This window comes from Agromyces sp. 3263, assembly GCF_031456545.1.
Taxonomy (GTDB): domain Bacteria; phylum Actinomycetota; class Actinomycetes; order Actinomycetales; family Microbacteriaceae; genus Agromyces.
In genome coordinates, this window is the sequence record NZ_JAVDUV010000001.1 from 2,205,170 (window position 1) to 2,231,209 (window position 26,040).

Sequence of the window (26,040 nt, forward strand, 5' to 3'; positions counted from 1 at the left end):
TGCGCGGCGTGCGATTCTGGCCGGATGACGCGCAGGCATCACCGGGTCGCCGTGCTCGTGCTCGAGGGCGCCAAGCCCCTCGACGTCGGCATCCCCGCCCAGGTGTTCACGACCAGGCAGAGCATGCCGTACGAGGTGCGCGCGTGCGGCGCTGCACCGGGACTCGTGACGGGCGGTGACGGCCTCTCGTACCACGTGGCCGACGGACTCGAGGCGCTCGAGTGGGCTGAGACGGTCTTCATCCCCGGCTACCGGCACCCTGACCGCGAGGACCCGCCGCGGCCGGTCATCGATGCGCTCCGCGGCGCGCACGAACGGGGTGCCCGGCTCGCCGCGATCTCGACCGGCGCGTTCGCGCTCGCCGCGACCGGGCTCCTCGACGGACGCCGGGCCACGACGCACTGGCACTACACGAAGGCGCTCGCGGCGCGGCATCCGCTCGTGCACGTCGACGAGAACGTGCTCTTCGTCGACGAGGGGCGCGTGCTCACCTCGGCGGGCGCGGCATCGGGCCTCGACCTGTGCCTGCACCTCGTGCGACGCGACCACGGCGTGGCCCTGTCGAACCACGTCGCGCGGCGGCTCGTCGCGGCGCCGTATCGCAGCGGCGGCCAGGCGCAGTACGTGCCGCGCAGCGTGCCCGAGCCGCTCGGCGCGGTGTTCGCGGCGACCCGTGAGTGGGCGCTGGTGCGCCTCGAGCAGCCCCTCACGCTCGCCGACCTCGCGCGGCACGCGAACGTGTCGCCGCGCACGTTCTCGCGACGGTTCCTCGAGGACACCGGCTCCACCCCCATGCAGTGGATCCTGCGCGCCCGCGTCGACCTCGCCCGCGAGCTGCTCGAGCGCACCGACCTCGGCGTCGAGCAGATCGCCGACCGCGTCGGCCTCGGCACGGGCGCCAACCTGAGGCTGCACTTCCACCGCATCCTCGGCACGTCGCCGAGCGAGTACCGGCACACGTTCGTGCAGCCGGGGGAGTGAGCGCAGTCCGAACTCCCGATGCGGCGGTCCGCCGTGGCGTCCGCTCCGCACGCGGCGCGCGTGCCAGACTCCTCGCATGGCGAGGGCGGCGCGCAGCGAGCTGAAGAGCACGGGCTACGAGATCTTCATCGGCGTGCTGTCGATCCTGTCGATCGTCAACCTCGTCCTCATGCTCACCGTGGTGGACGACGAGGCGCTGAACACGGTGCTCCGGGTCATGAACATCCTCTTCAGTGGCATCTTCCTCGCGGACTTCGCGTACCGGCTGACCACGGCCCCGCAGCGCGGCGCCTACTTCTTCCGGCACTACGGCTGGGCGGACCTCCTGGCGAGCCTCCCGTTCGCCGAACTGAAGATCCTCCGCCTCTTCCGGGTGGTGCGGGTCATCCGCCTGATGCGCGAGGTCGGGCCGCGCACCATCTGGCGAACGCTGATCAGGGACCGGGCGGGCAGCGCGTTGTACGCACTGCTGCTCATGGGCGTCTTCGTGCTGGAGTTCGGCAGCCTCACCATGCTCTACCTCGAGGAGCATGCACCCGGAGCGAACATCACCACGGCGTCCGATGCGCTCTGGTACACCGTCGTCACCATCTCGACCGTCGGCTACGGCGACTACTACCCCGTCACGAACTCGGGTCGCATCGCCGGCGTCGTCATCATCGTGGTCGGGGTGGGCATCTTCGGCACCTTCACCGGATATCTCGCGAACCTGTTCCTGGGGCCACGGAAGGAGGACGCCGAGCCCGCGGCCGCGCCTGAGCCCGAGACCGCCCCTGCGCCCGAGCCCACGCTCGTGCAGGCGCCGTCCGCGCCCCAGCCCGAGCTCGCCGACGCCGGCGGGAGACTCGAGGAGATCCGCGCCCTGTTGTCCTCGTCGGAGGCGAACCTCGAGTCGATCAAGCTCCTGCTGGACGGGCCCGACCCCTCGCCGCGCTGATCGGGCCGCCCCGCTCCGGATGCCGCGGCCGCGCGATGATGGGACGGTGACGCGGCTCCTCCTCATCTCCGACACGCATGTGCCCGCGCGGGCCCGGCGGCTGCCCGATGACGTGTGGCGTGCGATCGACGTCGCCGAGGTCGTGGTGCACGCAGGTGACTGGGTGGATGTGGCCACGCTCGACGCGATCGAGGCGCGGGCCGCGCGGGTCGTGGGCGTGGCGGGCAACAACGACGGCCCCGAGCTGCACGCGCGGCTGGGCGAGTTCGCCCGGTTCGAGGCGGGCGGCGTGCGGTTCGGCGTCGTGCACGAGACGGGGGCAGCCGGAGGGCGCGAGGCGCGCATGGATGCCGCGTACGCCGCTCCCGATGCACCCGATGGCCTCGACGTGCTCGTGTTCGGGCACAGTCACATCCCGTGGGACACGACGACGCCCCGCGGCATCCGCCTGCTGAACCCGGGCTCGCCGACCGATCGCCGCCGCCAACCGGTCTGCACGATGATGACGGCGATCGCCGATGGCGGGGAGCTGCGCGAGGTGGCGCTGGTGCCCGTCGCCCGCTGAGCCGAGGCTGCCCCGTTGCGGCGGTGAGGCGTCGGGCATACCGTGTGCGCGAGCGGCGCCCAGGCGGCGTCGCGCACGGGAGGTGCGTCATGGATCCGCTGTGGTGGATCGTCGGGCTCGCAGTGCTCGCGGTGATCATCGTCCTGGCGATCCGGGCGTGGGGGCGTTCGCGGGCTCCATCGGAGGATGCCGCAGCCGAGCGGGCAGCCCAAGAGCAGGCGCGGCTCGACCAGGAGCGGCGTGAACGCGCCGGACCTGGTGAGGGCAGCATCTGAGGGCCCAGCCGTCTAATCGCGGGGACGTGGCGCGAAGCTTGCGCACACTGACGTTCCCGCCACTCGCGGCGCGCCACCCGACCGACGATGGTGGAGGGGAACGAAAGGATCCACCCTCCATGACTCGCATCGCCGTCAACGGATTCGGCCGCATCGGCCGCAATGTGCTCCGCGCCCTCCTCGAGCGCGACTCCGACCTCGAGGTCGTCGCCGTGAACGACCTCACCGACCCGAAAGCCCTTGCGCAGCTGCTGCGCTTCGACAGCACCGGCGGACGTCTCGGCCGCCCGGTCGAGGTCGACGGCGACACGCTCGTGGTCGACGGTCGCCGCATCAAGGTGCTCGCCGAGCGCGAGCCCGCGAACCTGCCTTGGGGCGAGCTCGGAGTCGACATCGTGCTCGAGTCGACGGGCCGGTTCACGTCGAAGGAGGCAGCATCGGCGCACCTGGCCGCCGGTGCCAAGAAGGTGCTCGTGAGCGCTCCGGCCGACGGCGCCGACGTCACGCTCGCCTACGGCGTGAACACCGAGGCGTACGACGCATCCGCCCACACGATCATCTCGAACGCCTCGTGCACGACGAACGCCCTCGCTCCGCTCGCGAAGGTGCTCGACGACCTCGCCGGCATCGAGCACGGGTTCATGACGACCGTGCACGCCTACACGCAGGAGCAGAACCTGCAGGACGGCCCGCACCGCGACCCGCGCCGCGCCCGCGCCGCCGGCGTGAACATCGTGCCGACCACCACCGGTGCCGCCAAGGCCATCGGCCTCGTGCTGCCCGGCCTCGACGGCAAGCTGTCGGGCGACTCGATCCGCGTGCCCGTGCCCGTCGGCTCGATCGTCGAGCTGAACACCACCGTCGCCCGCGAGGTGTCGGTCGACGAGGTGCTCGCCGCCTACCGCGCCGCGGCCGAGGGGCCGCTCGCCGGCATCCTCGAGTACTCCGGGGACCCGCTGGTCTCGTCGGACATCACGGGCAACCCGGCCTCGTCGATCTTCGACGCCGCGCTCACCCGCGTCGACGGCAAGCACGTCAAGGTCGTCGCCTGGTACGACAACGAGTGGGGCTTCTCGAACCGCGTCATCGACACACTGGAGCTGCTGGCGCAGGACTGATCGCGCGCGACGAGCGGATGCCGCGGCGGCAGCGTCGCGGCATCCGCTGCCTCGTTCCCGACGACCGGCCGTGCGGTTGGCGGGATATCGCGCGCAGTCGGCAGGCGCAGGTCGGCCGCTGTCGGAGGCAACCGCCAGAATGAGCGGGTGACTCGTCGTGGGCTGATCCTCTTCGTCGCGCTCGGCATCGCGTGGGGCATCCCCTACCTCTTCATCAAGGTCGCGGTGAGCGAGCTCGATCCCGGCATGGTGGTGCTCGGGCGGTCGGCGCTGGCCGCGATCCTGCTGCTGCCGCTGGCGCTCTTCCGCCGCGAGGTGTGGTCGGTGGTCCGTCGATGGAAGCCGATGCTGGCCTACACGATCGTCGAGATCATCCTCCCGTGGTACTTCCTCAGCTCGGCCGAGCAGCACCTGCCGTCGTCGACCGCGGGCCTGCTGCTCGCCACGGTCCCGCTCGCCGGCGTGGCGATCGCCTTCCTGATGGGCCGCCCCGAGCGGCTTTCACGGGTGAACTGGCTCGGCATCGCCCTCGGCATGCTCGGCGTCGCAGCGCTCGTCGGCCTCGACATGGCCGGCTCCGACCTCATCGCCGTCGTGCAGATGGCAGTCGTGGTGGTGGGGTACGCGCTGGGTCCCGCGATCCTGTCGCGGTGGATGTCCGACCTGCCCGGCGTGGGCGTGGTCGCCGTGTCGCTCGCGGCCACGGCGGTCGTGTACGTGCCGTTCGTGCTGTTCACCGGCGGATGGCCCACCGAGGTGCCGTCGACGGCGGTGATCGTGTCGGTCATCGTGCTCGCCGTGGTCTGCAGCGCGCTCGCGTTCCTGCTCATGGTCGGCCTCATCGCCGAGATCGGGCCGGTCAAGGCCACCACGATCACCTACGTCAACCCGGCCGTGGCGATCATCGCGGGCGTGGTGGTGCTCGGCGAGCGGGTCACGATCTGGACGATCGTCGGCTTCGCGCTGGTGCTCGCCGGCTCCTACCTGGTCACGCGAAAACGGCAGGAGGCCGTCACGGCCGAGGGTGCAGAGGCTGCGGTCGCGGAGCAGACGGCGACCGGTTCCACGCCGGCGGTGCAGCGGGCGACCGAGCAGCCGCGATAGTCGGCCGTCCTCGCCGGTGTCTGCGGTGCAGCGGGCGACCGAGCAGCCGCGATAGTCGGCCGTCCTCGCCGGTGTCGGCGGTGCGCGACACCATGGGGTCATGGACGCGGAGCCGATCACCCCGAAGCAGTTCCACGAGGCCGACGGCGTCGACGACTGGCGGGTGCTCTACTGGGGAGCCCATGCCTTCTTCCGCGCGACGTCGTACTCGCAGGGGGCGGCCCTCGTCGCCGCCATCGCCGAGCTCGCGGCGCCGACCCGGCACGACCCCGACGTCGACCTGCGCCGCGAGGGCGTCGCCGTGAAGCTCGTGACCCGCGGCATCCGGGACCTCAGCGTGCGAGATGTCGACCTCGCACGCCGCATCTCCGAGGCTGCCCGCGATCTCGGTCTCGAGGCCGACCCGTCGGTGCTGCAGGTCGTGCAGACCGCCGTGGCCTCGCCGCCGTCGGCGGAGGTCACCCCGTTCTGGGGGGCGGTGCTCGGCTACGTGCGGCCGAACGACACGCATCTCGTCGACCCGCTGCGGCGCAACTCATCGTTCTTCCTCCAGCCCGAGGAGCGGATCGCGTCCGGCCGGGGCCGCATGCACGTCGACGTGTGCGTGCCGCATGACCAGGTCGAAGCCCGCATCGCCGCGGCGCTCGCGGCCGGCGGTCGGATCGCCGACGACTCGAATGCACCCGAGTGGTGGACGCTCGCCGACGCCGAGCACCACGGCGTCGACGTGACGACCTGGCGGGGCCGCGAGTCCACGCGCCTCGAGGAGGCGCGCGACGCGTGAGCGGGTGATCGCCGACCGCCCCTGTGCGCGTCAGCCGGAAAGCCCGGCCACGAGCTCGGCGAACACGTCGCGCACATCCTCGTGCACCGCGAGCGGCGCCGACTGGCCCATCCACAGCGACTGCAGCTCGCCACGGCCCTGGCGCACCGCCTCGGCGCGGAACTTCCCGGTCAGCCAGTTCTGCACCGGGAACGGCGCGATGGCGCCGGATGCCTCGATCTCGCGCACGACGCGGTTCCGCGCTCCTCGCGCGAGCCGCCCGCTCATCGCACGGGTGAGCACCGTCTCGTGCGCCGCCGTGCCGGCGATGGCGGCACGGTGCGCGTCGTTCGTGGCCGACTGCCGCGCGCGGAGGAAGGCCGTGCCCACCTGGACGCCGGAGGCCCCGAGCGCGAGCGCGGCGGCGACGCCGCGGCGGTCGGCGATGCCGCCGGCGGCGATGACGGGCACCGACACCGCGTCGACGACCTGGGGGATGAGCGAGATCGACCCGATGAGCGACTGCTCGGCCGGGCGCAGGAACGACACCCGGTGTCCGCCCGCCTCGAGCCCGGTCGCGACGATCGCGTCCACGCCGCTCGCCTCGAGGGCGACCGCCTCGTCGACCGACGTCGCCGTGCCGACCAGGCGGATGCCGCGCGCCCGCGCCTGCTCCACCACGTCGGCCGAGGGCACGCCGAACACGAAGCTCGCCACGGCGGGCCGGGCCTCGAGCACGGCGGTCCACTGCTCCTCGAACGACGGCAGGTAGGCGGCGGGCGGCGCAGACGGCACGGGCACGCCTACCTCCTCGAAGTACGGGCGCACCGCGTCGACGGCGGACGTGAATCCGTCAGGGGCGAGCGGGGCGTCGGCTGCGGCATCCGCCTCGACGGGCAGCCACACGTTGAGGTTGAACGGACGACCCGTCGCCGCCCGGATCGCCGCCGCGGCCTCGGCGATACGACCCGCGTCGAACCCGTAGAGGCCGAACGAGCCGAGCCCGCCGAGCTCGCTCACGGCGGCGGTGAGTTCGACCGACGACAGCCCGCCGAACGGGCCGAGCACGATCGGGTGGTCGATGCCGAGCATCCTGGTGAGCTCGGTTGTGCGATCCGCCACGTCAGTCCTCCGGTGTCTCAGTCCTCGGTCCACGCTACGCCCGGCCGAGACGGGTTTCCCGACGATGTCGATCTGCGGCGGCATCCGTTCGACGTCCAGAATGAGAGGCGGACCGCCCGCCTCGCACGTTCAGAGAAGGAAACGATCATGCGCACCCTCATCGTCACCGAGTTCATCACCCTCGACGGCGTCGTCGACTCGCCCGGCGGCGGCGAGCACCCGCGCGCCGGCTGGACCTTCAAGGAGGTGCCGTTCGTCGCGGACGCCTACGAGATCAAGGGCCGCGAGCAGGTCGAGGCCGGCGCGATGCTCATCGGCCGGCAGAGCTACGACGAGTTCGCGCCGGTCTGGCCGAAGATGGCGGAGTTCGACGACTACAACGCCATGCCGAAGTACGTCGTCTCGACGACGCTCAGCGACCCCGAGTGGAACAACACCTCGGTGCTGCGGTCGCTCGACGAGGTCGCCGAGCTCAAGCAGGGCGACGGCGGCGACATCCTCGTGCACGGCAGCCCCACGCTCGCGAAGGCGCTGGGCGAGGCCGGCTTGGTCGACCGCTACCATCTGCTCGTGTTCCCGATCGTGCTCGGCGAGGGCAAGCGCCTGTTCAGCGGGCGCGAGCAGGGCACGCTGAAGCTCGTCGAGCACGAGGCGTACTCGAACGGCGTGGTGAAGTCGGTCTTCGACGTCGAGCACTGATCCGGAGCGGGTCGAGCATCAAGCCGGAGCGAGCGGCACTGAGCCGTGGCGGGATGTCGGGCGCTCGTGCCATCCTCTGCTGCATGACGACGTTCACCGACGACGACATGCGTGCCGAGCTGCAGCACGCGCAGCCGTACACGGCGATGCTCCTCCGCGCCGGACCGAAGTACGGCACGGATGGCGCCGACCGCATCATCTGGGAGCACGGCCGGCGCAACTTCGAGCTCCGCGCCGACGGCCGCCTCGCGATCGTGCTGCCCGTGCGGGACGACTCCGAGCTGGCGGGCCTGGCCGTCTTCGCGCTCTCGGCCGACGAGACCGCCGAGGTCATGCGGGGCGATCCGGCCGTGCAGGCGGGCGTGCTCGAGTTCGAGCTGCACCCGGTGGTCGGCTTCCCGGGCGACGCCCTGCCCTAGCCTCGCGGCGGGCTCGCGGCATCCGCTCAGGCCGGCGCCGGCGGCGCCACCGAGTCGCGCTCGATGAGGTGCTGGGGAAGGGTGCGCGTCACGACCGGCCTGCCGTCGCCGCCGATGCGGCGGATGAGCAGCCGCGCCGCCTCGGCGCCGATCTCGTGGATCGGCTGCGCCATCACCGTCACCGCGGGGGTCGTGACCGAGGTCCAGTCGGCGTCGTCGAACGCGACCAGCGAGAGGTCGTGCGGGATGCTGCGGCCGAGGGCTCGCGCCGCACGGAAGACGCCGAGCGCGATGAGGCTGTCGGAGGCGACGATGGCGGTGATGCCGCGGTCGTCGGAGAGGAGGCGTCGCGCAAGCGGCTCGACGCCCTCCTGCCGGGCGTTCAGGTGCACGAACGACTCGGGGTCGGCGATGCCGGCGCCCTCGAGCGCGTCCGTGAATCCCTGCACGCGGTCGGCGACCGACGACGAGCCGAGCGTATCGCCGCGACGGTAGCCGCCGGGGTGGCGGATGGTCGAGATGAATGCGATGCGACGGTGGCCGGTGGCGGTGAGCAGGCCCGTGAGCTGTGCGGCGCCGCGATGGTTGTCGGCGATGACCGTGTCGACGTCGAGGTCGGGCGCGGCGCGGTCGAAGAGCACGAGCGGACGGCCCGCGTCGATGATCGTGCGCAGGTTGTCGAGGTCGACGGATGACGCGGGCGCGACGAGCAGCCCGTCGACGCGCTTGGCGAGCTGTACCCCGATCGCCTTCTGTTCGGTCTCGGCCTCCTCGTCGGAGTTCGAGAGGATCAGGTCGAATCCGGCCGCGTTCGCGACATCCGCCGCCCCCCGCGTGGCCTGGGCGAAGAACGGGTTCTCGATGTCGCCGACGACGATGCCGAGCGTGTTCGAGCGGCCGGTGCTCATGGTGCGGGCGAGCGCGTTGGGGCGGTAGCCGAGCTGTTCGGCGGCCGCCTGGACGCGGTCGCGCACGGCCTCGCTGACCGCACCGTAGTCGCCGAGCGCGCGGGCGGCGGTGGCCTTCGAGACCTTGGCCGCGGCCGCGACGTCGCTCACGGTCACCTCGCGGCGGCCGTTGCCGTTCGCATGGCCGTGGCCGTTGCCGTGCCCGTTGGGGGGTTCGCCCACCGCTCCTCCAGCGAAAGTGAGAAAAGTGTTGACGCGACCCGAATCGTCGCGTACTGTCCCAGAAAACGCATTGAGACCGGTCTCAACATACCGGATTGAGACCGGTCTCAACAAGAGCAGAACCCCGCGGTCGTCATTCGCAGCACGCGAAGCCGCCCGGCCGCAACGGGATACCCGCAACCGCAGCACCGCACGACAATCACCGCAACGAGAGGATCATCGTGATCAACCGCACCACCTTCCGCCGGGCCGGCATCGCCGCAGCGGCCGCGGCGGCCGCCCTCGCCCTCGCCGCCTGCTCCTCGGCCGGCGCGAGCACGGGCGGCGCGTCCGCCGAGGACAACCCCTACCACCTCATCACCCCGGGGCAGATCCGGGTCGCGAGCCTCGGCGACGCGAAGCCCTACACGTTCACCGACGAGAACGGCGAGTTCACCGGATTCGACGTCGAGCTCTTCACGGATGTCGCCGACCGCATCGGCATCGACGACGTCGTGTTCACCGGCCAGGACTTCTCGGGCCTGCTCTCCGCGGTCGCCAACGGGCAGTTCGACGTCGGCGTCGCCGCCATCGGCATCACCGATGAGCGCAAGCAGACCGTCGACTTCTCCGACGGCTACCTCGCCGGCTACCTCACCGTCATGTCGAGCCCCGACGCGAACATCTCCGACGAGGACGACCTGGCCGGCAAGCGGCTCGGGGTCGTGCAGGGCACCCTGCAGGAGGCGTACGCGGTGAAGCACTTCACCGACACGGAGCTCGTGCGCTTCCCCGACAACAACGCCGCCATCTCGGCCGTGAACAGCGGCGCGATCGACGCCCACTTCCTCGACTACGAGGCGGCGAAGGAGTACTCGGCGCAGTACGGGCTCGAGAACGCCATCGACATCCCGTCGTTCGACGCTCCGGCCGGCTTTGCCATCGCCAAGGGCAACACCGAGTTCAAGGACGCGCTCAACGAGGCCCTCCACGCGGCCATGGAGGACGGCACCTGGAAGGAGCTCTACCAGAAGTGGTTCCCCGGCTCCCCGATGCCCGACCAGTACCTGCCCAAGGCCGAGCAGACGTCGGCTCCGACCGAGTCGGAAGCCCCGGCCCAGTAGCCGGGCCCGCGGTGCGGGTCGCTCGTCGGCCTCGCCTGGCCCCGTCGGCCCGCACCGCCCCACTCCTCATCTGAAGGAAGCGAACCATGGACTGGCTCGACAACATCATCACGACCTTCTTCGACTTCGATGCGATGCTGCAGGTGCTCCCGCAGCTGTTCGCCGTCGGACTCGTCAATACGCTGGTCATCTCGATCTGGGCGACCGTGATCGGCATCGTCCTCGGCATGGTCATCGCCATCATGGGCATCTCGCCCTCGCGGTGGCTGCGGATCCCCGCGCGGATCTACACCGACATCTTCCGCGGGCTCCCCGCGATCCTCACGATCCTGCTCATCGGCCAGGGCTTCGCCCGGTTCAGCCAGCAGGTCTTCGGCCCCTCGCCGTACCCGCTTGGCATCCTGGCCCTCAGCCTCATTGCGAGCGCCTACATGGGGGAGATCTTCCGGGCCGGCATCCAGAGCGTCGACCGTGGTCAGCTCGAGGCCTGCCGTGCGCTCGGCATGAGCTACGGCAAGGCCATGCGGCTCGTCGTCGTGCCGCAGGGTGTCCGCCGGGTGCTCCCCGCCCTCGTCAACCAGTTCATCGCCATCGTGAAGGACTCGAGCCTCGTGTACTTCCTGGGGCTGCTGGTGTCCGAGCGTGAGCTGTTCCGCGTCGGGCAGGATGCCGCGGTGCTGACGGGCAACCTGTCGCCGCTCGTCGCGGCCGGCCTGTTCTACCTGGCCATCACCGTGCCGCTCACGCACCTCGTGAACTACTTCGACAACCGCTTCCGCACCGGACGGCGCAAGGCTGCGCCGCCGAAGAGCGGCCTCGACGAGGTCGAGGAGCAGAACCCGACTCCGACGCTCACCTACGGAGAGAACTCATGACCTACACGTCCCCGATGCCCGTCACCGACGGACACTTCTACGCGGGCTCGAGCCTCGAGCTCATCGACCTCACCATGGCCTACGGCGACATCGACGTGCTCCGCGAGGTCAGCCTCACGGTCGCGCCCGGCACCACGACCTGTATCATCGGGCCCTCGGGTTCGGGCAAGTCGACGCTGCTGCGGGGTGTGAACCGCCTGCACGAGCCGAAGTCGGGCGACGTGCGCCTCGCCGGCGAGAGCGTGCTGACCCAGAAGCCCGACGCCGTGCGCAAGCGCATCGGCCTCGTGTTCCAGCACTTCAACCTCTTCCCCGACCACACCGCGGAGCAGAACGTGGCGCTCGCGCTGCGCAACGTGAAGGGCCTCTCGAAGGCCGAGTCGGTGCGCATCGCCCGCGAGCGACTCGACGAGGTGGGGCTCGCCGAGCGCGCCGACCACCGGCCCCGCGACCTGTCCGGCGGCCAGCAGCAGCGCGTGGCGATCGCCCGGGCGCTGGCGATGGAGCCCGAGGTGATGCTCTTCGACGAGGCCACGAGCGCCCTCGACCCCGAGCTCGTGAAGGGCGTGCTCAACCTCATGGCCGGCCTTGCGCAGCGCGGCATGACCATGCTCGTCGTCACGCACGAGATGGGCTTCGCCCGGAAGGTCGCCGACCAGGTGGTCTTCATGGACGAGGGCCGCGTCGTCGAGTCGGGCAAGCCCGGCGACCTCTTCGACCGTCCGCAGAGCCCGCGCCTGCAGCGCTTCCTCTCGGAGGTGCTGTGATGACGGATGCCGCGCGCCGTCCCATCCGCGCGGCCGTCATCGGCTTCGGCGTCTCGGGACGCATCTTCCACGCGCCGTTCCTCGCGGCGAGCCCCGACTACTCCCTCGACGTGATCGTCACGCGCGACCCGTCGCGGCGGGCGGCGGCCGCGGCGCGGCATCCGCTGGCCCGGGTCATTGCGACGCCCGAGGAGCTGTGGGCGGATGCCGCCGAGCTCGACCTCGTGGTGATCGGCTCGCCGAGCGGTACGCACGCCGGCCTCGCCGACGCGGCCCTCGACGCCGGGCTCGACGTGGTCGTCGACAAGCCGTTCGCCGTGACCGCGGAGGAAGGCCGGGCACTCATCGCCAAGGCCGAGCGCCACGGCCGGCGCCTCACCGTCTTCCAGAACCGGCGGTGGGACGGCGACTTCCTCACGCTGCGGGGGCTCGTGGATGCGGGCGCGCTCGGCGAGGTGCGCCGCTTCGAGTCGCGGTTCGAGTGGTGGCAGCCCGAGCCGGCCGCGTCGTGGAAGACGGAGGCGACAGCGCGCGAGGGCGGCGGCATCCTCTACGACCTCGGCACGCACCTCATCGACCAGGCCATGCAGTTGTTCGGGCCGGTGCCCGACCTGTACGTCGAGCTCGGCCGCCGCCGGCCCGGGTCCGCGGCGGACGACGACGTGTTCCTCGCGCTCGAGCACGCCTCGGGCGTCACCTCGCACCTGTGGATGAGCGCCGTGGCCCCCCTCTTCGGGCCGCGGTTCCACGTGCTCGGCTCCCGTGCCGGCTACGCGAGCTGGGGGCTCGACGTGCAGGAGCCGGCACTCCTCGCCGGCGCGCTGCCCACCGATCCCGGGTTCGGCGAGACGCCCGAGGCGCGCTGGGGCGTGCTCGGCGCCGACGGCGACACCCGCCCGGTGCCGACGAAACGCGGCGACTACGGCGAGTTCTACCGACTGCTCGCGGTCGCGCTCCGCGACGGCGGCCCCCTGCCGGTCGATCCCGCCGACGCCGTCGCGGTGCTCGAGGTGATCGAGCACGCGCACGCCGCGGCATCCGTCACCGCCTGACACCCGTCACCGCCTGACACCCGTCACCCTCAGAGACCCGTCACCCTCACGACCTGACTTCATGACAAGGAAGAGAACCATCAGCATGCCCACCACACAGCCCACCCGCGTCGTCGTCATCGGCGGGGGAATCCTCGGCGCCTCGACCGCCGCGCACCTCGCCAGGAGCGGGGCCCAGGTGACGCTCGTCACCGCCGGATCACTCGCTGACGGGGCATCCGGCCGCTCGATCGCGTGGCTGAACTCGTCGGGCGACCGCTCGGCCGAGTACCACTACCTGCGCCTGCTCGCGCTCGACCGATACCGCACGTGGAGCGTGCGCCACCCCGAGAGCCGTGCATACCTGCGGTTCGACGGCGCGCTGAAGTGGGCCGCGCCGGGCGAGAGCTTCCGCGAGACCTTCGGGTTCGAGCGCGCCGGCGGCTACGACGCCGTCTGGCTCGAGCGCGACGAGATCGCGAAGTTCGCGCCCGACGTGAACCCCGACGCGGTCGCCGACGAGGGCGCGATCTTCAACCCCGGCGAGGGCTGGGTGAGCCTGCCCGACCTCATCGCCGCGCTGGTCGAGGAGGCCATTGCCGACGGCGCGCGCGTGATCGAGCACGCCGGCGACGCCCGCGTCGACGTGCAGGACGGCTCGGCGACCGGCGTGGTCCTCGGCGACGGCACGCGGGTCGCGGCCGATCGGGTCGTGCTCGCGACGGGCCCCGCGGTGCCGGCCCACTTGGAGGCTCTGGGGGTGATGGTTCCGGATGCCACGCCCGCGGCCTTCGTGCTCTTCACCGATCCCGTGGACGTCGAGGTGACGACCGTGCTGAACACCCCGCGCGTCGCGGTCCGCCCGACGCCCGACGGCCGGCTCGTGCTCGACGCCGACTGGGCGGAGCAGTCGATCGTCGTCGGTGACGACGGCGCGCTCACGGTACCCGAGGAGTCGGTGCAGGGGCTGCTCGACGAGGCGTCGAAGGTGCTCGCCGGAAGCCCGCGGCTGACCGCGCATCACGTCGGCGCAGGGCTCAAACCGATCCCGGGCGACGGCGAGCCGGTCGTGGGCGCGGTGCCCTCGGTGGCCGGCCTGTACACCCTGTTCACCCACTCGGGCGCGACGCTCGGGCTCATCCTCGGCGAGCTCCTCGCCGAGGAGATCCTCACCGGCTCGCCGTCGCCGGTGCTGACGTCGTTCCGCCTCGACCGGTTCGGGGCGGATGCCGCGCCCGAGGCCGTGCCGACCGGCGCGTGGGCGCCGGTGCCGCAGCGATAGAGGTGTGAGTCACGCCACGGCGATGATGGTGGAACCCCGCACGCGAGGGCCGGGCGCGAACGCCTTGGCGGCGTCGGCCAGCGATCGCACGGCGCCCACGAGGGGCTTCAGGCGCCCGTCCTGCAGGCGCCGGGCCAGCTCGGCGAGCTGCGCACGGTCGGGCTCCACGACGAAGAAGATCGCCTGGCCGTCCTCGGGTTGACGCGGTGGCGGGGCCGCGATGGTGACGATCCGCCCGCCCGGGCGCAGGACGCCGAGAGACCGCTCGAAGACCTCGCCGCCGATGACGTCGAAGACGACCTCGACCGGGTCGAGGGTCTCGAGCCGGCCGGACTCCAGGTCGACGAACTCGTCCGCACCAAGTGCGAGGACCGAGTCCTCGTGCTCGGCGCGGCCGGTTCCGATGACCCGCGCGCCGATCTCGTGTGCGAGCTGGACGGCGATGGAACCGACCGCACCACCCGCCCCGTGGATCAGCACGGACTGTCCCGTCTCCAGGCGGCCGTGCTGGAACAGCCCCTGCCACGACGTGAGTCCCGAGATGGGCACGGCCGCTGCCGTGACGAAGTCCACGTTCGCGGGCAGGGGCGCGAGGTTCCGCGCCTCGACCGCGGTGTACTCGGCGAGGGCGCCGTTGCGAGCCCAATCGGCCAGCCCGAACACGCGCTGACCCACGGTGAGCCCGGTGGTGCCGTAGCCGAGTTCGACCACGACGCCCGCGAGCTCGTGGCCCGGCACGCTGGGGGTGCGGTCGCGACCGGCGCGGTCGGTCCACGTCGCGGGCCAGGTGAGCTCGCCGCTTGTGAATCCCGCGGCGTGCACGCGAACGATGACGTCGTTCTCAGCGGCGTGCGGCGAGTCGAGGTCGGTCAGGGTCATGCCCTCGACGCCGCGGCGCTGATCGGTCACGATGACGGCCTTCATGACGTCCTCCTCAGCCTGCGCTGCGCGTCGTCTCGCCCTGCCGATCGGTCCCCGGCGGAACGTCGAACGCTACTCCTCGCCTGCATCGGCGGCAACGACTGCCGACCCGCGGCACTCGCACCGACGGATGCTCCCCGCTGCGAAACCGGTACCGAAGTACCGAAGTACCGAAGTACCGGACGTTCGCAGAGAAGAAGGCGACTCGGCTCCGCCGGCGCGCGATGCATTCCAGCCGCGGCGCCACGCGTCGGCGCCGCGGCATCCGTCGTCACACCCCGACGGCGTCGTACGCGGGCAGCGGCACGTCGTGCCGGCTGCTCATGGCCTTCTCGACGACGGTGAGCAGGGGCCGGCGCGCCGACAGGCGGATGTAGCCGTGCAGCACGCGGATGCCGAGGCGCGACTTCGGGGTCGCGAACGAGCCCGAGCCCGGCGGCAGCTCACGTCCCGCCTCGATGTGCGGCGCCATCTCGCGCTCGTACGCCGCCAGCGCTTCGACGACGTCACGGTCGGAGCGGCGGCCGAGCTCGCTCGCGAGGAGGTATGCGCCGATGAGCGCGAGCGCGGTGCCCTGGCCGCTGAGCGGTGAGGTGCAGTAGCCGGCGTCGCCGAGCAGGACGACGCGACCGCGCGAGAGCTCGGGCGTGTGCACCTGCACGAGCGCGTCGAAGTAGAACTCCGAGGTGGTGTCGAGCGCCGCCGAGAGCGCCGGCAGGTGCCACACACCGTCGGCGAGGGCCGACCGCACGAGTTGCTTCTGGGCATCGACGTCGCGGCGGTCGGGCAGGTCGTGCTCGCCGAACCACGTGACGATCGCCTTCGAGCGCCCGGGCGCGGCATCCGGCCGGATCATCACCATGCGGCGCCCGGGAAGGATGTCCATGAGGGACCAGCCGTCGAGCGGCTCGGGCTCGGGCACGTCGAAGAACGAGGTGACCCCGCCGAGCGAACGCACGTAGTCGGCCTCCGGTCCCCACACGAGACGCCGCACCCTCGAGTGCAGGCCGTCGGCGGCGACCACGAGGTCGAACCGCTCGGGGCCGCCGTGCTCGAACGCCACGTCGACGCCGTCATCGTCGGCGCTGAGTGCGGCGATCGACTCCCCGAATCGCAGGTCCACGCGTCCGGCCACGACTTCGAAGAGCACGCGGGTGAGGTCGCCGCGCAGGATCTCGAGGTCGGCGACCGGGCCCTGGCCGCCGAACATCTCGACGCCGAGCTCGGCGAGCGTGCGGCCGCGGTCGTCGACGTAGCGCATGCCGCGCTGGGGGAGCTGCGCGGCGGTGATCGCCTCGAGCAGGCCCATGCGGGCGGCCGCCTCGCGGGAGGTGCCGCGCAGGTCGACGAGCTGCCCGCCGGGCCGCAGGTCGGGGGCGAGTTCGACGACCGTCACGTCGTGTCCGCCGTCACTGAGTGCGTGGGCCGCGGTCAGGCCGGCGATGCCGCCGCCGGAGATGAGCACCTTCATGATTCCTCCTCGAAGCCGTTCGCCGCGTCTGCGGCTGCCTCGATAGTACGAGCGTATAAGACAAATGTCTAATACGAATGTCTGAATCACGGATAGGATGTGGGCATGGGTAATCGTGAGGACCTCCTGGACGGCGCACGCCGCTGCATCATCGAGAAGGGCTACGCCCGCACCACGGCGCGCGACATCGCGGGTGCCGCCGGCGTGAGCCTCGCCGCCATCGGTTACCACTTCGGGAGCAAGGAGGCCCTGATGTCGGAGGCGCTGCTCGGCACCGGCATCCAGATCGGCGACGCGCTCGACGTCGCGCTCCGAGGCGCCCCGAAGGCCGAGCTGCTCGGGCGCATCTGGGATGCGTCGCTCACGGCGTTCGGCGACCAACGGCAGCTCCTGGCGGCGAGCATGGAGAACCTCGCCCAGATCGACCGGATCCCGGTCGTCGCCCAGCGTCTGCGCTCCGCGCAGTCGGGCGCGATCGACGGCATCGCCGAGCTGCTCGCCGAGGAGCTTCCCGGGCTCGGCGACGACGACCTGCGGGCGCTCGCCGCGTACTACTTCGCCCTCGTGAACGGCCTGGCCGTCGTGTGGCTGATCGACCCGTCGATCGTGCCGTCGGGGGCGCAGCTCGGGCGGCTCCTGCCCCCACCCTTCGACGCGGTCGACGCCTAGGGACCACTGCGCATCGAGTTGGCTCGCCCGTCGGATCGCAGGAGGGCTTGACGCACGCGGTCCTCGCGGGCGAGGATTGAGACGATTCATCGAGAAAGCGCTTTCCCGCGTGTCTCGATCGAGTCGCCCGCGGCGAGCACGGACGCTGCCGACCAGCACAGCACACGATCGAAGGAGATCCACGTGGGTCCACACGTCCGAACTGCCCGCGCGCGGCCGATCATCGCCGCGCTCGCCGGCGCCGCGCTCGTCGCCGGCGCCGCCCTGACCGCCGCCCCGGCGGCCGCCGCCGAATCCGACGTCGATCTCGCCTTCGACTTCGGCGGTCCGGCCACGCCCGTCGCCGCCGGCTGGATCGGCGTGCACCCCGGCACCGTCTACTCCACGGCCACGGGGTACGGCTTCACGACGGCTCCCGCCTCCAATGGCTTCCGTGATCGCGGCGGCGACGACCTCATGGCGCGCGACTTCACGATCGGCAACACGCAGGCCTTCGCGGTCGACGTGCCGAACGGTACCTACGAGGTCACGACCTGGGCCGGCGACCTGATCGCCAGCAACGGCACGAACTTCGACATCGAGGGCACCGCCTACGCCGGGCCCCGCACCACCACCGGCAATGTGCACGAGGCCTACTTCCCCGCGATCCAGGTCGCCGACGGGCAGCTGAGCATCCGGGTGACGGGCGGCGACGGCCGGATCAACGGCATCCGCGTGCAGACGCCGCTGGCCGCACCCGCCGGGCTCGCGGCATCCGCCGTCGACGCGACGAACGAGACGATCACGCTCGGCTGGCAGTCGGTTCCGGATGCCACGGGCTACACCGTGTTCCGTGCGGCGCCCGGTGGCTCGCTCGCCGAGATCGGCACCGTGCCCGCGCCCGCCGACGGGGCGGCGCCCGCCTTCCAGGACGCCGACGTCGAGCTCGGCGAGAGCTACGACTACGCCGTCGCCACGCTCAAGGGCGACCGCACGTCGCGCCAGTCCGACCGCGTGACCGTCGCCGTGGTCGACGCGAGCGTGCCCGCCCCCGCCGTGCCCACGGGCATCGCGACCACAGCGATCGAGCGCAATTCGGTCACGCTGACGTGGACCGACGCCGGCGACGCCGTGCAGTGGAAGGTGTTCCGGTCGACGCGCGCCGACATCCCGTTCGAGCAGGTCGCCACCGTCACCGAGCCGACCTTCACCGACACCGACGTGCTGACGACGCGCCCCTACCTCTACCAGCTCGTCGCGCAGAACGCGGGCGGTTCGTCCGCGGCATCCGCGTCGTACGCGACCGAGGTCGCGACCACGCTCGTACGCCAGGTCGAGTACCTCGACCGCGCGCCCGTCGCCGTGAAGACCGACGAGGGCGTCTACCTCGGCTGGCGTCTGCTGGGACTCGACGACCGCGACCTCGGCTTCAACGTGTATCGCGACGGCGTCCGCCTCACCGACGAGCCCATCACCGACACGACGAACTACGTCGACGCCGACGGCACCGCCGACTCGACGTACCTCGTCACCGCGCTGCAGGGCGAGGGCGACACGGCCCGCGAGGTCACCGTCGCCGACGACTTCGGCGTGTGGAGCGACCAGTTCCTCGACATCCCGCTGAACAAGCCGACCGACGCGGTGCTGCCCGACGGCAAGACCGTCACCTACTGGCCGGGCGACGGCACGGTCGGCGACGTCGACGGCGACGGGGAGTACGAGCTCGTGTTCCTCTGGAGCCCGTCGATCTCGAAGGACAACTCGCAGTCGGGCTACACCGGCAAGGTGTACGCCGAGGCCGTGGAGTTCGACGGCACGAGCCTGTGGCGGATCGACCTCGGCGTGAACATCCGCGCCGGTGCGCACTACACGCAGCTCGAGGTGTTCGACTTCGACGGCGACGGCCGCTCGGAGGTCGCGTTCAAGACCGCCGACGGCACGGTCGACGGCGTCGGCAACGTGATCGGCGACGCGACGAAGGACTACCGGAACGCGTCGGGCTACATCCTGAGCGGACCCGAGTACCTCACCGTCTTCGACGGGCAGACCGGCGCGGCGATCGACACGGTCGACTATGTCCCCGGCCGCGGGTCGGTCAGCGCGTGGGGTGATGCGTACGGCAACCGCGTCGACCGGTTCCTCGCGGGCGTGGCCTACCTCGACGGCGAGCACCCCTCGCTCATCACGAGCCGCGGCTACTACACGCGCACCGTGATCGCCGCGTGGGACCTCGTCGGCGGCGAGCTCGTGCAGCGCTGGACGTTCGACTCGGATGTCGCGGGCAAGACGTACGAGGGGCAGGGCAACCACCAGTTCATCCCCGCCGACGTCGACCGCGACGGCCTCGACGAGATCGTCTTCGGCGCGATGACCATCGACGACGACGGCACGCCGCTCTACAACACGCGACTGTTCCACGGTGACGCGCTGCACGTCGGCGACTTCGTCACCGACCGTCCCGGCCTCGAGAGCTTCGGGGTGCACGAGGACGTCTCGGGCAACGGCGGCATCGGTGCGACCATGCGCGACGCCGAGACGGGCGCGGTGCTCTGGTCGACGAAGGCCACGAAGGACACCGGTCGCGGCCTCGCAGCCGACATCGACCCGGCACATCCGGGCGCCGAGGCGTGGAACATCGGCGGCGACGCCGCGTGGAACTCGCCCGTCGGCACGCTGAAGTCCGCCGACGGCGAGGTGCTCTCCACCGACATCCCGGCGGCGAACTTCGTCACCTGGTGGGACGGCGACCCGCTGCGCGAGATCACCGACCACGACTACTCCGAGGCGAACGCCTCGGGCGTGCCGACGATCTCGAAGTGGGACCCGGCGGCCGAGAAGGAGGTCGAGCTGCTGCGCCTCGACGGCACCCTCACGAACAACACCACGAAGGGCAACCCGGTGCTGCAGGCCGACCTGTTCGGCGACTGGCGCGAGGAGCTCGCCGTGCGGCTGGCCGACGGCAGCGGCATCCGCATCTACACGACAACGGATGCCACGGACACGCGCATCCCGACGCTGATGCACGACGCGCAGTACCGCGTGGGCGTGGCCGGGCAGAACTCGGCGTACAACCAGCCGCCGAACCCGTCGTTCTTCATCGGCGAGGGCATGGCGGAGCCGCCGGCGGCGTCGATCGCGTACGTCGGGGCTCCGGCTGCCGACGAGACGGCGCCCACAGTGGCGGGTCTCCCCGAGGGCACGATCGTGGCGGACGCCCCGCTGCAGCTGGCCGTCACCGCGGACGACCCCGAGAGCGGCATCCGCTCGCTCGAGGTGACGTTCGACGGCGAGGCGGTGGCGCCCGACGCGGCGGTGGACCTCACCGGGCTCGCCGGCGAGCGCACCGTCACCGTGCGGGCGACCAACCACGCGGGGCTCGTCACCGAGTCGTCGAGCACGGTCCTCGTCGTGCCCGCCGACGGCGCGACCTCCGCACCGGGTCGTGGCACCCTCTCGAACACGAGCGGCTGGGAGTACGGCCTGCACGACGGCACATACGACGTGGTCATGAACCTGTGGTGGGGCACGCCGGGCAGCATCTTCCGCCTCTACGAGAACGGCGCGCTCGTGGCGACGAAGGTGCTTGGCGACACCGCCGGCATGAGCCAGACCACGGGCGTCTCGTTCGCGGGCAGGCCGAACGGCACCTACGTCTACACGGCCGAGCTCATCAACTCGAAGGGCTCGACGGCGACGACGTCGACGACCGTGAAGGTGACGGATGCCGCACCCGGCACGCCCGTCGTCAGCACCGACCAGCGCAAGGGGGCGAGTTCCTTCACGGCCACGGCGAACCTGTGGTGGGGCACGAACGCCACCTCCTACCGGTTCGAGCTCGACGGGGTCGTCGTCGGATCGGGGTCGCTCGCGGCGGCCACGCCGTCGGCGCAGGTCGCCTCGGTGAAGCTCTCGGGCGTGGCATCCGGTGAGCACACGCTCGCCGCGGTGTTCGCGAACGCGAACGGCGAGACGGCGTCGAAGCCCGTCACGGTGACGGTGAAGTAGCCGCCGCTCAGCGCGGAGGGGCCGGGAGCATCCGCTGCCGGCCCCTTCCGCATGCGGGCATCACCCCCAGGTCTCGCCCACCGGGTGCGCGTCGTCGGTGAACACCCCGCCGAGCGGGCCGAAGGGCGCCAACGGTGCCGGGGCGGTGCCGTCGGAGAGCCGGCGTGCCTCCCGCGAGTCGTCCTCGGGCCGGTAGCCCATGGCGTGCCCGGCCTCGAGCGAGAACCACCCGTCGGCGTTGTCGGAGACGCCCCACACGAGGTGGTGCCGGCCGTCGTCGAGGACGATCGCCGCCTCGATCAGCCGCGCCATGTCGCCGGGCGAGAGCCACTGGGCGCCGCCGCGACGATCGCCGGCCTCGGACGTGAACGCGCAGATGCGCGCGCTCACGATTGACATGCCGAACCGGTCGGCGTAGAGGCTGCCGAGTGCCTCCATGGCGGCCTTGCTCACGCCGTAGAACGTGTCGGGGCGGGGGAGCAGGGGGGCGTCGGATGCCGCGTCGACGGCGGGCGCGAAGCCGACGGCATGGATGGAGCTGGCGAGCAGCACGCGTCGCACTCCCGAGTGGCGGGCGGCCTCGAGCACGCGCTGGGTGCCGTCGATGTTGACGCGAAGCAGGTCGGCCCATGGCCGTTCCGACGAGAGCCCCGCGAGGTGCACGACGGCGGATGCCCCGGCTAGCACCTTCCGCATGCCGGCGTCGTCTTCGATCGCGACGTCGTGCCAGCTCGCCCCGTCGGGCAGGTCCACACCGCTCGGTGCCGGGGCCGTGTCGACGAGGCGGAGCTCACGACCTGGACGGCCGAGCAATGGCACGACCTCGCGCCCGATGCGTCCGGCGGCGCCGGTGATGACGATGGTCTCGGTCTCTGCGGGCACCTCGCGGTCCTCTCCTCGTTCGGTCTCACCAGTCGGCGTACTCCACATGCTCGACGGTGATGCCGTCGTGGGAGTCGACCACCGCCCGCGTGCCGTTCGGTCCGAACAGCCGCAGTTCGTAGGTCGTGGCGTCCATGTACACCGTGTACCCCACCTCCGTGTCGAACGGCAGTTCGGCGATGACCTCGCCGTCGGGCGTGATGAGCTGTTGCTGGTCGGTCGTCACGGCCAGCCGCGTGGGGTAGGTGCCGTCAGGAAGGCGCACGGCTTCGAGCCTGTCGGCCGCTGCGCCGGCGACCGCGCGGTACTCGCGCTCGGTCGCGGCCTGTTCGGCGGCGACCTCGGCACTCGACCGTGTCGGCTCGGGCGACTCGAGGCGCTCTGCGAAGACGAAGAGCAACGCGAACTGCAGCGCGCCGAGGCAGGCGAGCACGAGTGCGATCGCGGAGACCACGAGTCCGGCGATGCCGATGCCCGTCGCCGATCGACTGCGGCGTCGCATCCGGACGACGGCGATGATCCCCGTGGCGAGGCCGCTCGCGGCGAGCACCGCACAGACGACGATGGTCGCGGGGTCGGCGAGGAACAGGTTGACCGAGCCCAGGATGCCGAAGATGCCGAGCACGAGCGAAGTCCACGCCAGCGCGGTGGCGCCGCGCGGCGCCGCGTCCGGGGCCGGGGCCGGCGCCGCTGGTCGGGGCGGGGCGGGGTCACGACTGGTCTCGGGCTGCGGTGCCGTCATCGGGTGGGCCTTCGGGTGAGGTGCGCGCTGCCGCGCGGGCGGGTGCGCGCCCTCGGGTGGGCGCGCTTCGGACGAGCCTCCCACCCCGCACCCGAGTGCGGAAGGCCCAGTCTGAGGGATGCCCCGAAATTCGAGCAGGCTGGGAACACCGTGACCATGCGCGCCGTTGGCCCTGAGCATGACGACACTCGGAATCATCGGAGCAGGACACATCGGCAGCCAGGTCGCGCGGGCCGCGATCGCGAACGGGTACGAGGTGGTCATCGCGAACTCTCGCGGGCCCGAGACGCTCGCCGACCTCGTGGCCGAGCTGGGCCCGAAGGCGCGTGCGGCGACGGCGACGGATGCCGCGGCGTCGGGTGACGTCGTGGTCGTGACGGTGCCCTTCAAGGCGTTCGACGCGATCCCGGTCGAGCCGCTCGCCGGGAAGGTCGTGATCGACACGAACAACTACTACTGGGAGCGCGACGGCCACGTCGCGGAGCTCGATGAGGGCCGCAACACGGTCACCGGGATGCTGCAGCAGCACCTCCCCGAGAGCCGCGTCGCGAAGGGCTTCAACCACATCACCGCTCGCGACATCACGACCGACGGCACTCCGGCCGGCACGCCCGGCCGCCGCGCGCTGGCGACGGCGAGCGACTTCGCGGATGCCGCGGAGTTCGTGACCGACCTCTACGACCGGTTCGGCTTCGACACCGTGAATGTCGGTCCCCTCGCCGAGAGCTGGCGCGTCGAGCGCGACCAGCCCGCCTACTCGGCCGGCGCGCAGACCCGCGACGAGCTCGTCGCCAACCTTGCGAAGGCCGAGCGCAAGGTCACCACGGCGTAGCACGCCTCAGCTGAGCGTGGCGACGAACGCGCGCACACGGCGAGCGAGCTCGGCGGGCACCTCGCCGATGGCGAAGTGCCCGCCCTCGTCGAGGCGGTCGAACTCCCGAAGGTCGAGGTAGTGACGGCGAGCGATCGACTCGGGGTACGTGCCCTCGTGGCGCTGGATGTACACGGCGGCCGGTGCCGACGTGGGCGGGATCGGGTCGGGCTGGTCGGCACCCTCGTAGTAGGGGCGGAACGAGGATCCGATGGACTGCGTCACCCAGTAGATCATCGCCTCGGTGAGGATGCGGTCGCGCGAGATGCGCCGCTCGACCGCAGCCGGATCGCCGGGCGGCGTGTCGCTCCAGCCGACGAGCTTCTCGGCGAGCCACGCGAGGAGCCCCGCGGGGGAGTCGTTGAGCGCGGCCGCGAGCAGGTCGGGGCGGGTCGCCTGGATGTGACCGTATCCGCCATCGGGGCCGTGGCGCGCGGCGAGGTCGTCGAAGAACGCGCGCTCAGCGGCATCCGTCAGCGTCTCGCGTTCGTCGCCGGTGGGGAAGTGCGCGTGCGTCGCGACGATGCCCGCGACGTGCTCGGGGTAGCGCGCGGCGATGAGGTCGCTGACGTTCGCCGTGACGTCTTCGCCGTAGGTGACGTAGCGCTCGTAGCCCAGTACGTCGGTCATGAGGGCGTGCATGGTCGCCGCGAGTCGCCGCTCGGTCATCGGGCCGGCGGCGTAGGGCGACGAGAAGGCGAACCCCGGCAGGCTCGCCACGACGACGTCGAAGTCGGGCAGCTGGTCGGCGAAGTCGAGCTGGAGCGCGAACGTGTGCGGCCAGCCGTGCATCACCAGCAACGCAGGGGCATGAGGCTGCGAGGACCTCAGGTGCACGAAATGGACGTCGGCGTCGTCGATCTCGGCGATGAACTGCGGATGGCTGTTGAGCCAGGCCTCGCGTGCCCGCCAGTCCCACCCGAGCCAGCTGTCGACGAGCTCGCGCAGGTAGGCCGCGTTCATGCCCGAGGCGGGGGTGCGCGGCGAGTCGGGCAGGAACCTCGTGCGCGCCAGGCGCTCGCGCAGATCGTCGAGCACGTCGTCGGAGACGTGGACCTCGAATGGCTGAACCCTGGTGACCATGCGCCGAAGCTACTCCGGGCTGCCGACATGCGCCGCGACGAGCTCGGACGCGTGGGCCACACCGGCAACTCCACGTCGCCGCACCCGCACTTCCGGCTCATGGACTCGCTCGACGCCATGACCGCGCGAGCGCATCCGCTCGGTGCAGGCAGAGTGATCGGATGCCGCGAGTCGCCCTCGCGGCATCCGGAGTCACTGCAGGTTCGTGAAGACCGCGTCGTCGTAGTCGAAGCTCGGCGAGATCTGCATGGTCAGCGAGTTCGGGTCGGCGACCGACCATGCGGACTGCCAGGTGACCGACTGCCCGGGCAGGATGACGGTGGTCGGCGGCACGCCGATGTCGCCGCTCTCCGACACGTCGAAGATCTGGCTGCCCTCCTGGCCGCCCGAGGCGAGGCGCGGATACGGAAGCGGCTCGAGGTTCTCGGTCGAGTTGTTCGTGATCGTGATCGTGAAGACGAGGTTGCTCGGCAGGTCGGCGCCCGCCGCGTACTCGCTGGGCGTGTAGGGCTCGGGTGCCGAGACGGTGAGCTCGACGTCGTCCTCCCACACCATCGTCTGCCCGAAGGACAGCGTGTCGACGGCGTCGGGCGCGGGCTCCTCGGCGAGCGGCTCCTCCGCGGCGTCCTCGGCGGACTCGGATGCCTCGGCGATCGCCCCGTCGATGTCCTCGAAGGCCTCGTCGAACGAGGTGGAGACGACCGTGAAGAACACGACCACGCCCACGATGGTGCCGACGATCGACAGCACCAGGCCCGTGATGGCGGGCCACTTCGCGCCCTTGAGGAACAGGGCGACGAGGGACAGTACAAAGGCGATCGGCAGGAGCACCCATCCGACGATGAGCGCGCCCGGGATGCACGCGAAGATGAACCCGATCGCCGCGACGGCCAGGGCGATGATGGCGAGCACGTGCGGCTTGCCCGCTGGTGCGGCGGGCGCGGCATCCGTCGTCATGACCGTGCTCGTTGCGCCCGGCCCGTACGCGGTCTGCGTCTCGCCCGCTGCGTATTCGGGCGCGGTGGGGGCGGCACCAGTGGCAGCGGGACCGGCGGCGGCCGCGCCGGCGGCGGGCGCGGTGTGGTCCGTCCAGGCATTCCCGTCCCAGTATCGGAGCGTTCCGCTGCCGGATCCGTCGTCGTACCAGCCTGCAGGAGTCCCCGGTGCATCGCTCATGCGTTCGATGCTGGCAGAGGATCGCATGCCGCGGCCAGGAACGCTGTACCCCAGATCGGGGTACAGGGAG

Annotated in this window: 25 protein-coding genes; 17 read left to right on the top strand and 8 right to left on the bottom strand. The window is 71.5% G+C overall.

What is annotated here, in order from left to right; genetic code table 11:
* Window positions 1-24 precede the first annotated feature (24 nt).
* The 7 genes from J2X63_RS10175 (at window position 25) to J2X63_RS10205 (ending at window position 5,764) form a co-directional block, all read left to right on the top strand.
* A complete protein-coding gene (locus J2X63_RS10175) occupies window positions 25-981 on the top strand; it encodes a helix-turn-helix domain-containing protein (protein ID WP_309976700.1) in 957 nt (318 codons plus the stop codon).
* A 76-nt stretch (window positions 982-1,057) separates the two neighbouring features.
* Window positions 1,058-1,918: an ion transporter gene (locus J2X63_RS10180; protein ID WP_309976702.1), complete on the top strand. Its 861-nt coding sequence runs from the start codon at window positions 1,058-1,060 to the stop codon at window positions 1,916-1,918.
* A 19-nt stretch (window positions 1,919-1,937) separates the two neighbouring features.
* A complete protein-coding gene (locus J2X63_RS10185; protein ID WP_396133128.1) occupies window positions 1,938-2,483 on the top strand; it encodes a metallophosphoesterase family protein in 546 nt (181 codons plus the stop codon).
* 89 nt (window positions 2,484-2,572) lie between these two features.
* Complete coding sequence (locus J2X63_RS10190; RefSeq protein ID WP_309976704.1) at window positions 2,573-2,758, top strand: hypothetical protein; 186 nt, start codon at window positions 2,573-2,575, stop codon at window positions 2,756-2,758.
* A 119-nt stretch (window positions 2,759-2,877) separates the two neighbouring features.
* Complete coding sequence (gene gap, locus J2X63_RS10195) at window positions 2,878-3,876, top strand: type I glyceraldehyde-3-phosphate dehydrogenase (RefSeq protein ID WP_309976706.1); 999 nt, start codon at window positions 2,878-2,880, stop codon at window positions 3,874-3,876.
* A 147-nt stretch (window positions 3,877-4,023) separates the two neighbouring features.
* Window positions 4,024-4,980, top strand: a complete 957-nt coding sequence (locus tag J2X63_RS10200; protein WP_309976707.1) for an EamA family transporter — start codon at window positions 4,024-4,026, stop codon at window positions 4,978-4,980.
* A gap of 100 nt (window positions 4,981-5,080) precedes the next feature.
* Complete coding sequence (locus J2X63_RS10205) at window positions 5,081-5,764, top strand: VOC family protein (RefSeq protein ID WP_309976708.1); 684 nt, start codon at window positions 5,081-5,083, stop codon at window positions 5,762-5,764.
* A 30-nt stretch (window positions 5,765-5,794) separates the two neighbouring features.
* On the opposite strand, the gene J2X63_RS10210 is transcribed toward J2X63_RS10205, so the two are convergent.
* On the bottom strand, window positions 5,795-6,835 hold the full coding sequence (locus J2X63_RS10210) for a nitronate monooxygenase (RefSeq protein ID WP_309977894.1): 1,041 nt from the start codon (window positions 6,833-6,835) through the stop codon (window positions 5,795-5,797).
* 177 nt (window positions 6,836-7,012) lie between these two features.
* Here J2X63_RS10210 and J2X63_RS10215 point away from each other — a divergent pair, with 177 nt between their 5' ends.
* Both J2X63_RS10215 and J2X63_RS10220 read left to right on the top strand, forming a co-directional pair.
* Window positions 7,013-7,564 (top strand): dihydrofolate reductase family protein, encoded by a 552-nt coding sequence (locus J2X63_RS10215; RefSeq protein ID WP_309976709.1) that lies wholly within the window; start codon window positions 7,013-7,015, stop codon window positions 7,562-7,564.
* Between the two features lie 83 nt (window positions 7,565-7,647).
* Window positions 7,648-7,983, top strand: coding sequence for a hypothetical protein (locus tag J2X63_RS10220; RefSeq protein ID WP_309976710.1), 336 nt, complete (start codon window positions 7,648-7,650; stop codon window positions 7,981-7,983).
* 26 nt (window positions 7,984-8,009) lie between these two features.
* Here J2X63_RS10220 and J2X63_RS10225 read toward each other — a convergent pair whose 3' ends face one another.
* On the bottom strand, window positions 8,010-9,113 hold the full coding sequence (locus J2X63_RS10225; protein ID WP_309976711.1) for a LacI family DNA-binding transcriptional regulator: 1,104 nt from the start codon (window positions 9,111-9,113) through the stop codon (window positions 8,010-8,012).
* 224 nt (window positions 9,114-9,337) lie between these two features.
* Between J2X63_RS10225 and J2X63_RS10230 the strand changes: the two genes are divergently transcribed.
* The 5 genes from J2X63_RS10230 to J2X63_RS10250 all read left to right on the top strand — a co-directional run bounded on the left by J2X63_RS10230 (window position 9,338) and on the right by J2X63_RS10250 (window position 14,171).
* The gene (locus tag J2X63_RS10230) at window positions 9,338-10,216 is read left to right on the top strand and encodes an ABC transporter substrate-binding protein (RefSeq protein ID WP_309977896.1); all 879 of its coding nucleotides are present in this window, start codon (window positions 9,338-9,340) and stop codon (window positions 10,214-10,216) included.
* Between the two features lie 86 nt (window positions 10,217-10,302).
* A complete protein-coding gene (locus tag J2X63_RS10235; protein WP_309976713.1) occupies window positions 10,303-11,091 on the top strand; it encodes an amino acid ABC transporter permease in 789 nt (262 codons plus the stop codon).
* Window positions 11,088-11,858, top strand: coding sequence for an amino acid ABC transporter ATP-binding protein (locus tag J2X63_RS10240; RefSeq protein WP_309976715.1), 771 nt, complete (start codon window positions 11,088-11,090; stop codon window positions 11,856-11,858). Before J2X63_RS10235 ends, J2X63_RS10240 begins: the two co-directional genes overlap by 4 nt.
* Window positions 11,858-12,910, top strand: coding sequence for a Gfo/Idh/MocA family oxidoreductase (locus J2X63_RS10245; protein WP_309976717.1), 1,053 nt, complete (start codon window positions 11,858-11,860; stop codon window positions 12,908-12,910). Before J2X63_RS10240 ends, J2X63_RS10245 begins: the two co-directional genes overlap by 1 nt.
* 85 nt (window positions 12,911-12,995) lie before the next feature.
* Window positions 12,996-14,171, top strand: a complete 1,176-nt coding sequence (locus J2X63_RS10250; RefSeq protein WP_309976719.1) for an FAD-binding oxidoreductase — start codon at window positions 12,996-12,998, stop codon at window positions 14,169-14,171.
* 9 nt (window positions 14,172-14,180) lie between these two features.
* Here J2X63_RS10250 and J2X63_RS10255 read toward each other — a convergent pair whose 3' ends face one another.
* Together J2X63_RS10255 and J2X63_RS10260 are read right to left on the bottom strand one after the other, a co-directional pair.
* Complete coding sequence (locus tag J2X63_RS10255; protein WP_309976721.1) at window positions 14,181-15,095, bottom strand: NADP-dependent oxidoreductase; 915 nt, start codon at window positions 15,093-15,095, stop codon at window positions 14,181-14,183.
* A 268-nt stretch (window positions 15,096-15,363) separates the two neighbouring features.
* Window positions 15,364-16,563: an FAD-dependent monooxygenase gene (locus J2X63_RS10260; protein ID WP_309976724.1), complete on the bottom strand. Its 1,200-nt coding sequence runs from the start codon at window positions 16,561-16,563 to the stop codon at window positions 15,364-15,366.
* A 105-nt stretch (window positions 16,564-16,668) separates the two neighbouring features.
* On the opposite strand from J2X63_RS10260, the gene J2X63_RS10265 reads away from it, so the two are divergent.
* The gene (locus tag J2X63_RS10265) at window positions 16,669-17,232 is read left to right on the top strand and encodes a helix-turn-helix domain-containing protein (RefSeq protein WP_309976727.1); all 564 of its coding nucleotides are present in this window, start codon (window positions 16,669-16,671) and stop codon (window positions 17,230-17,232) included.
* A gap of 183 nt (window positions 17,233-17,415) precedes the next feature.
* The gene (locus tag J2X63_RS10270; protein WP_309976729.1) at window positions 17,416-21,216 is read left to right on the top strand and encodes a hypothetical protein; all 3,801 of its coding nucleotides are present in this window, start codon (window positions 17,416-17,418) and stop codon (window positions 21,214-21,216) included.
* 60 nt (window positions 21,217-21,276) lie between these two features.
* On the opposite strand, the gene J2X63_RS10275 is transcribed toward J2X63_RS10270, so the two are convergent.
* Window positions 21,277-22,098: an NAD(P)-dependent oxidoreductase gene (locus tag J2X63_RS10275; RefSeq protein WP_309976731.1), complete on the bottom strand. Its 822-nt coding sequence runs from the start codon at window positions 22,096-22,098 to the stop codon at window positions 21,277-21,279.
* 25 nt (window positions 22,099-22,123) lie between these two features.
* Window positions 22,124-22,840, bottom strand: a complete 717-nt coding sequence (locus J2X63_RS10280; protein ID WP_309976733.1) for a hypothetical protein — start codon at window positions 22,838-22,840, stop codon at window positions 22,124-22,126.
* A 178-nt stretch (window positions 22,841-23,018) separates the two neighbouring features.
* Between J2X63_RS10280 and J2X63_RS10285 the strand changes: the two genes are divergently transcribed.
* Complete coding sequence (locus J2X63_RS10285; protein ID WP_309976735.1) at window positions 23,019-23,672, top strand: NAD(P)-binding domain-containing protein; 654 nt, start codon at window positions 23,019-23,021, stop codon at window positions 23,670-23,672.
* A gap of 6 nt (window positions 23,673-23,678) precedes the next feature.
* On the opposite strand, the gene J2X63_RS10290 is transcribed toward J2X63_RS10285, so the two are convergent.
* Together J2X63_RS10290 and J2X63_RS10295 are read right to left on the bottom strand one after the other, a co-directional pair.
* Window positions 23,679-24,794: an epoxide hydrolase gene (locus J2X63_RS10290; RefSeq protein WP_309976737.1), complete on the bottom strand. Its 1,116-nt coding sequence runs from the start codon at window positions 24,792-24,794 to the stop codon at window positions 23,679-23,681.
* A gap of 192 nt (window positions 24,795-24,986) precedes the next feature.
* Window positions 24,987-25,970: a DUF2510 domain-containing protein gene (locus J2X63_RS10295; protein ID WP_309976738.1), complete on the bottom strand. Its 984-nt coding sequence runs from the start codon at window positions 25,968-25,970 to the stop codon at window positions 24,987-24,989.
* Between the last annotated feature and the right edge of the window lie 70 nt (window positions 25,971-26,040).

Excerpts from the sequence above, each read along its gene's own strand:
- J2X63_RS10285 (WP_309976735.1), top strand. The coding sequence starts at position 23,019 with ATGACGACACTCGGAATCATCGGAGCAGGACACATCGGCAGCCAGGTC.
- J2X63_RS10185 (WP_396133128.1), top strand. The coding sequence starts at position 1,938 with ATGCCGCGGCCGCGCGATGATGGGACGGTGACGCGGCTCCTCCTCATC.
- J2X63_RS10255 (WP_309976721.1), bottom strand. The coding sequence starts at position 15,095 with ATGAAGGCCGTCATCGTGACCGATCAGCGCCGCGGCGTCGAGGGCATG.
- J2X63_RS10210 (WP_309977894.1), bottom strand. The coding sequence starts at position 6,835 with ATGCTCGGCATCGACCACCCGATCGTGCTCGGCCCGTTCGGCGGGCTG.
- J2X63_RS10250 (WP_309976719.1), top strand. The coding sequence starts at position 12,996 with ATGCCCACCACACAGCCCACCCGCGTCGTCGTCATCGGCGGGGGAATC.
- J2X63_RS10190 (WP_309976704.1), top strand. The coding sequence starts at position 2,573 with ATGGATCCGCTGTGGTGGATCGTCGGGCTCGCAGTGCTCGCGGTGATC.
- J2X63_RS10220 (WP_309976710.1), top strand. The coding sequence starts at position 7,648 with ATGACGACGTTCACCGACGACGACATGCGTGCCGAGCTGCAGCACGCG.
- gap (WP_309976706.1), top strand. The coding sequence starts at position 2,878 with ATGACTCGCATCGCCGTCAACGGATTCGGCCGCATCGGCCGCAATGTG.
- J2X63_RS10265 (WP_309976727.1), top strand. The coding sequence starts at position 16,669 with ATGGGTAATCGTGAGGACCTCCTGGACGGCGCACGCCGCTGCATCATC.
- J2X63_RS10280 (WP_309976733.1), bottom strand. The coding sequence starts at position 22,840 with ATGACGGCACCGCAGCCCGAGACCAGTCGTGACCCCGCCCCGCCCCGA.
- J2X63_RS10180 (WP_309976702.1), top strand. The coding sequence starts at position 1,058 with ATGGCGAGGGCGGCGCGCAGCGAGCTGAAGAGCACGGGCTACGAGATC.
- J2X63_RS10295 (WP_309976738.1), bottom strand. The coding sequence starts at position 25,970 with ATGAGCGATGCACCGGGGACTCCTGCAGGCTGGTACGACGACGGATCC.
- J2X63_RS10260 (WP_309976724.1), bottom strand. The coding sequence starts at position 16,563 with ATGAAGGTGCTCATCTCCGGCGGCGGCATCGCCGGCCTGACCGCGGCC.
- J2X63_RS10245 (WP_309976717.1), top strand. The coding sequence starts at position 11,858 with ATGACGGATGCCGCGCGCCGTCCCATCCGCGCGGCCGTCATCGGCTTC.
- J2X63_RS10205 (WP_309976708.1), top strand. The coding sequence starts at position 5,081 with ATGGACGCGGAGCCGATCACCCCGAAGCAGTTCCACGAGGCCGACGGC.
- J2X63_RS10240 (WP_309976715.1), top strand. The coding sequence starts at position 11,088 with ATGACCTACACGTCCCCGATGCCCGTCACCGACGGACACTTCTACGCG.
- J2X63_RS10290 (WP_309976737.1), bottom strand. The coding sequence starts at position 24,794 with ATGGTCACCAGGGTTCAGCCATTCGAGGTCCACGTCTCCGACGACGTG.
- J2X63_RS10235 (WP_309976713.1), top strand. The coding sequence starts at position 10,303 with ATGGACTGGCTCGACAACATCATCACGACCTTCTTCGACTTCGATGCG.
- J2X63_RS10215 (WP_309976709.1), top strand. The coding sequence starts at position 7,013 with ATGCGCACCCTCATCGTCACCGAGTTCATCACCCTCGACGGCGTCGTC.
- J2X63_RS10175 (WP_309976700.1), top strand. The coding sequence starts at position 25 with ATGACGCGCAGGCATCACCGGGTCGCCGTGCTCGTGCTCGAGGGCGCC.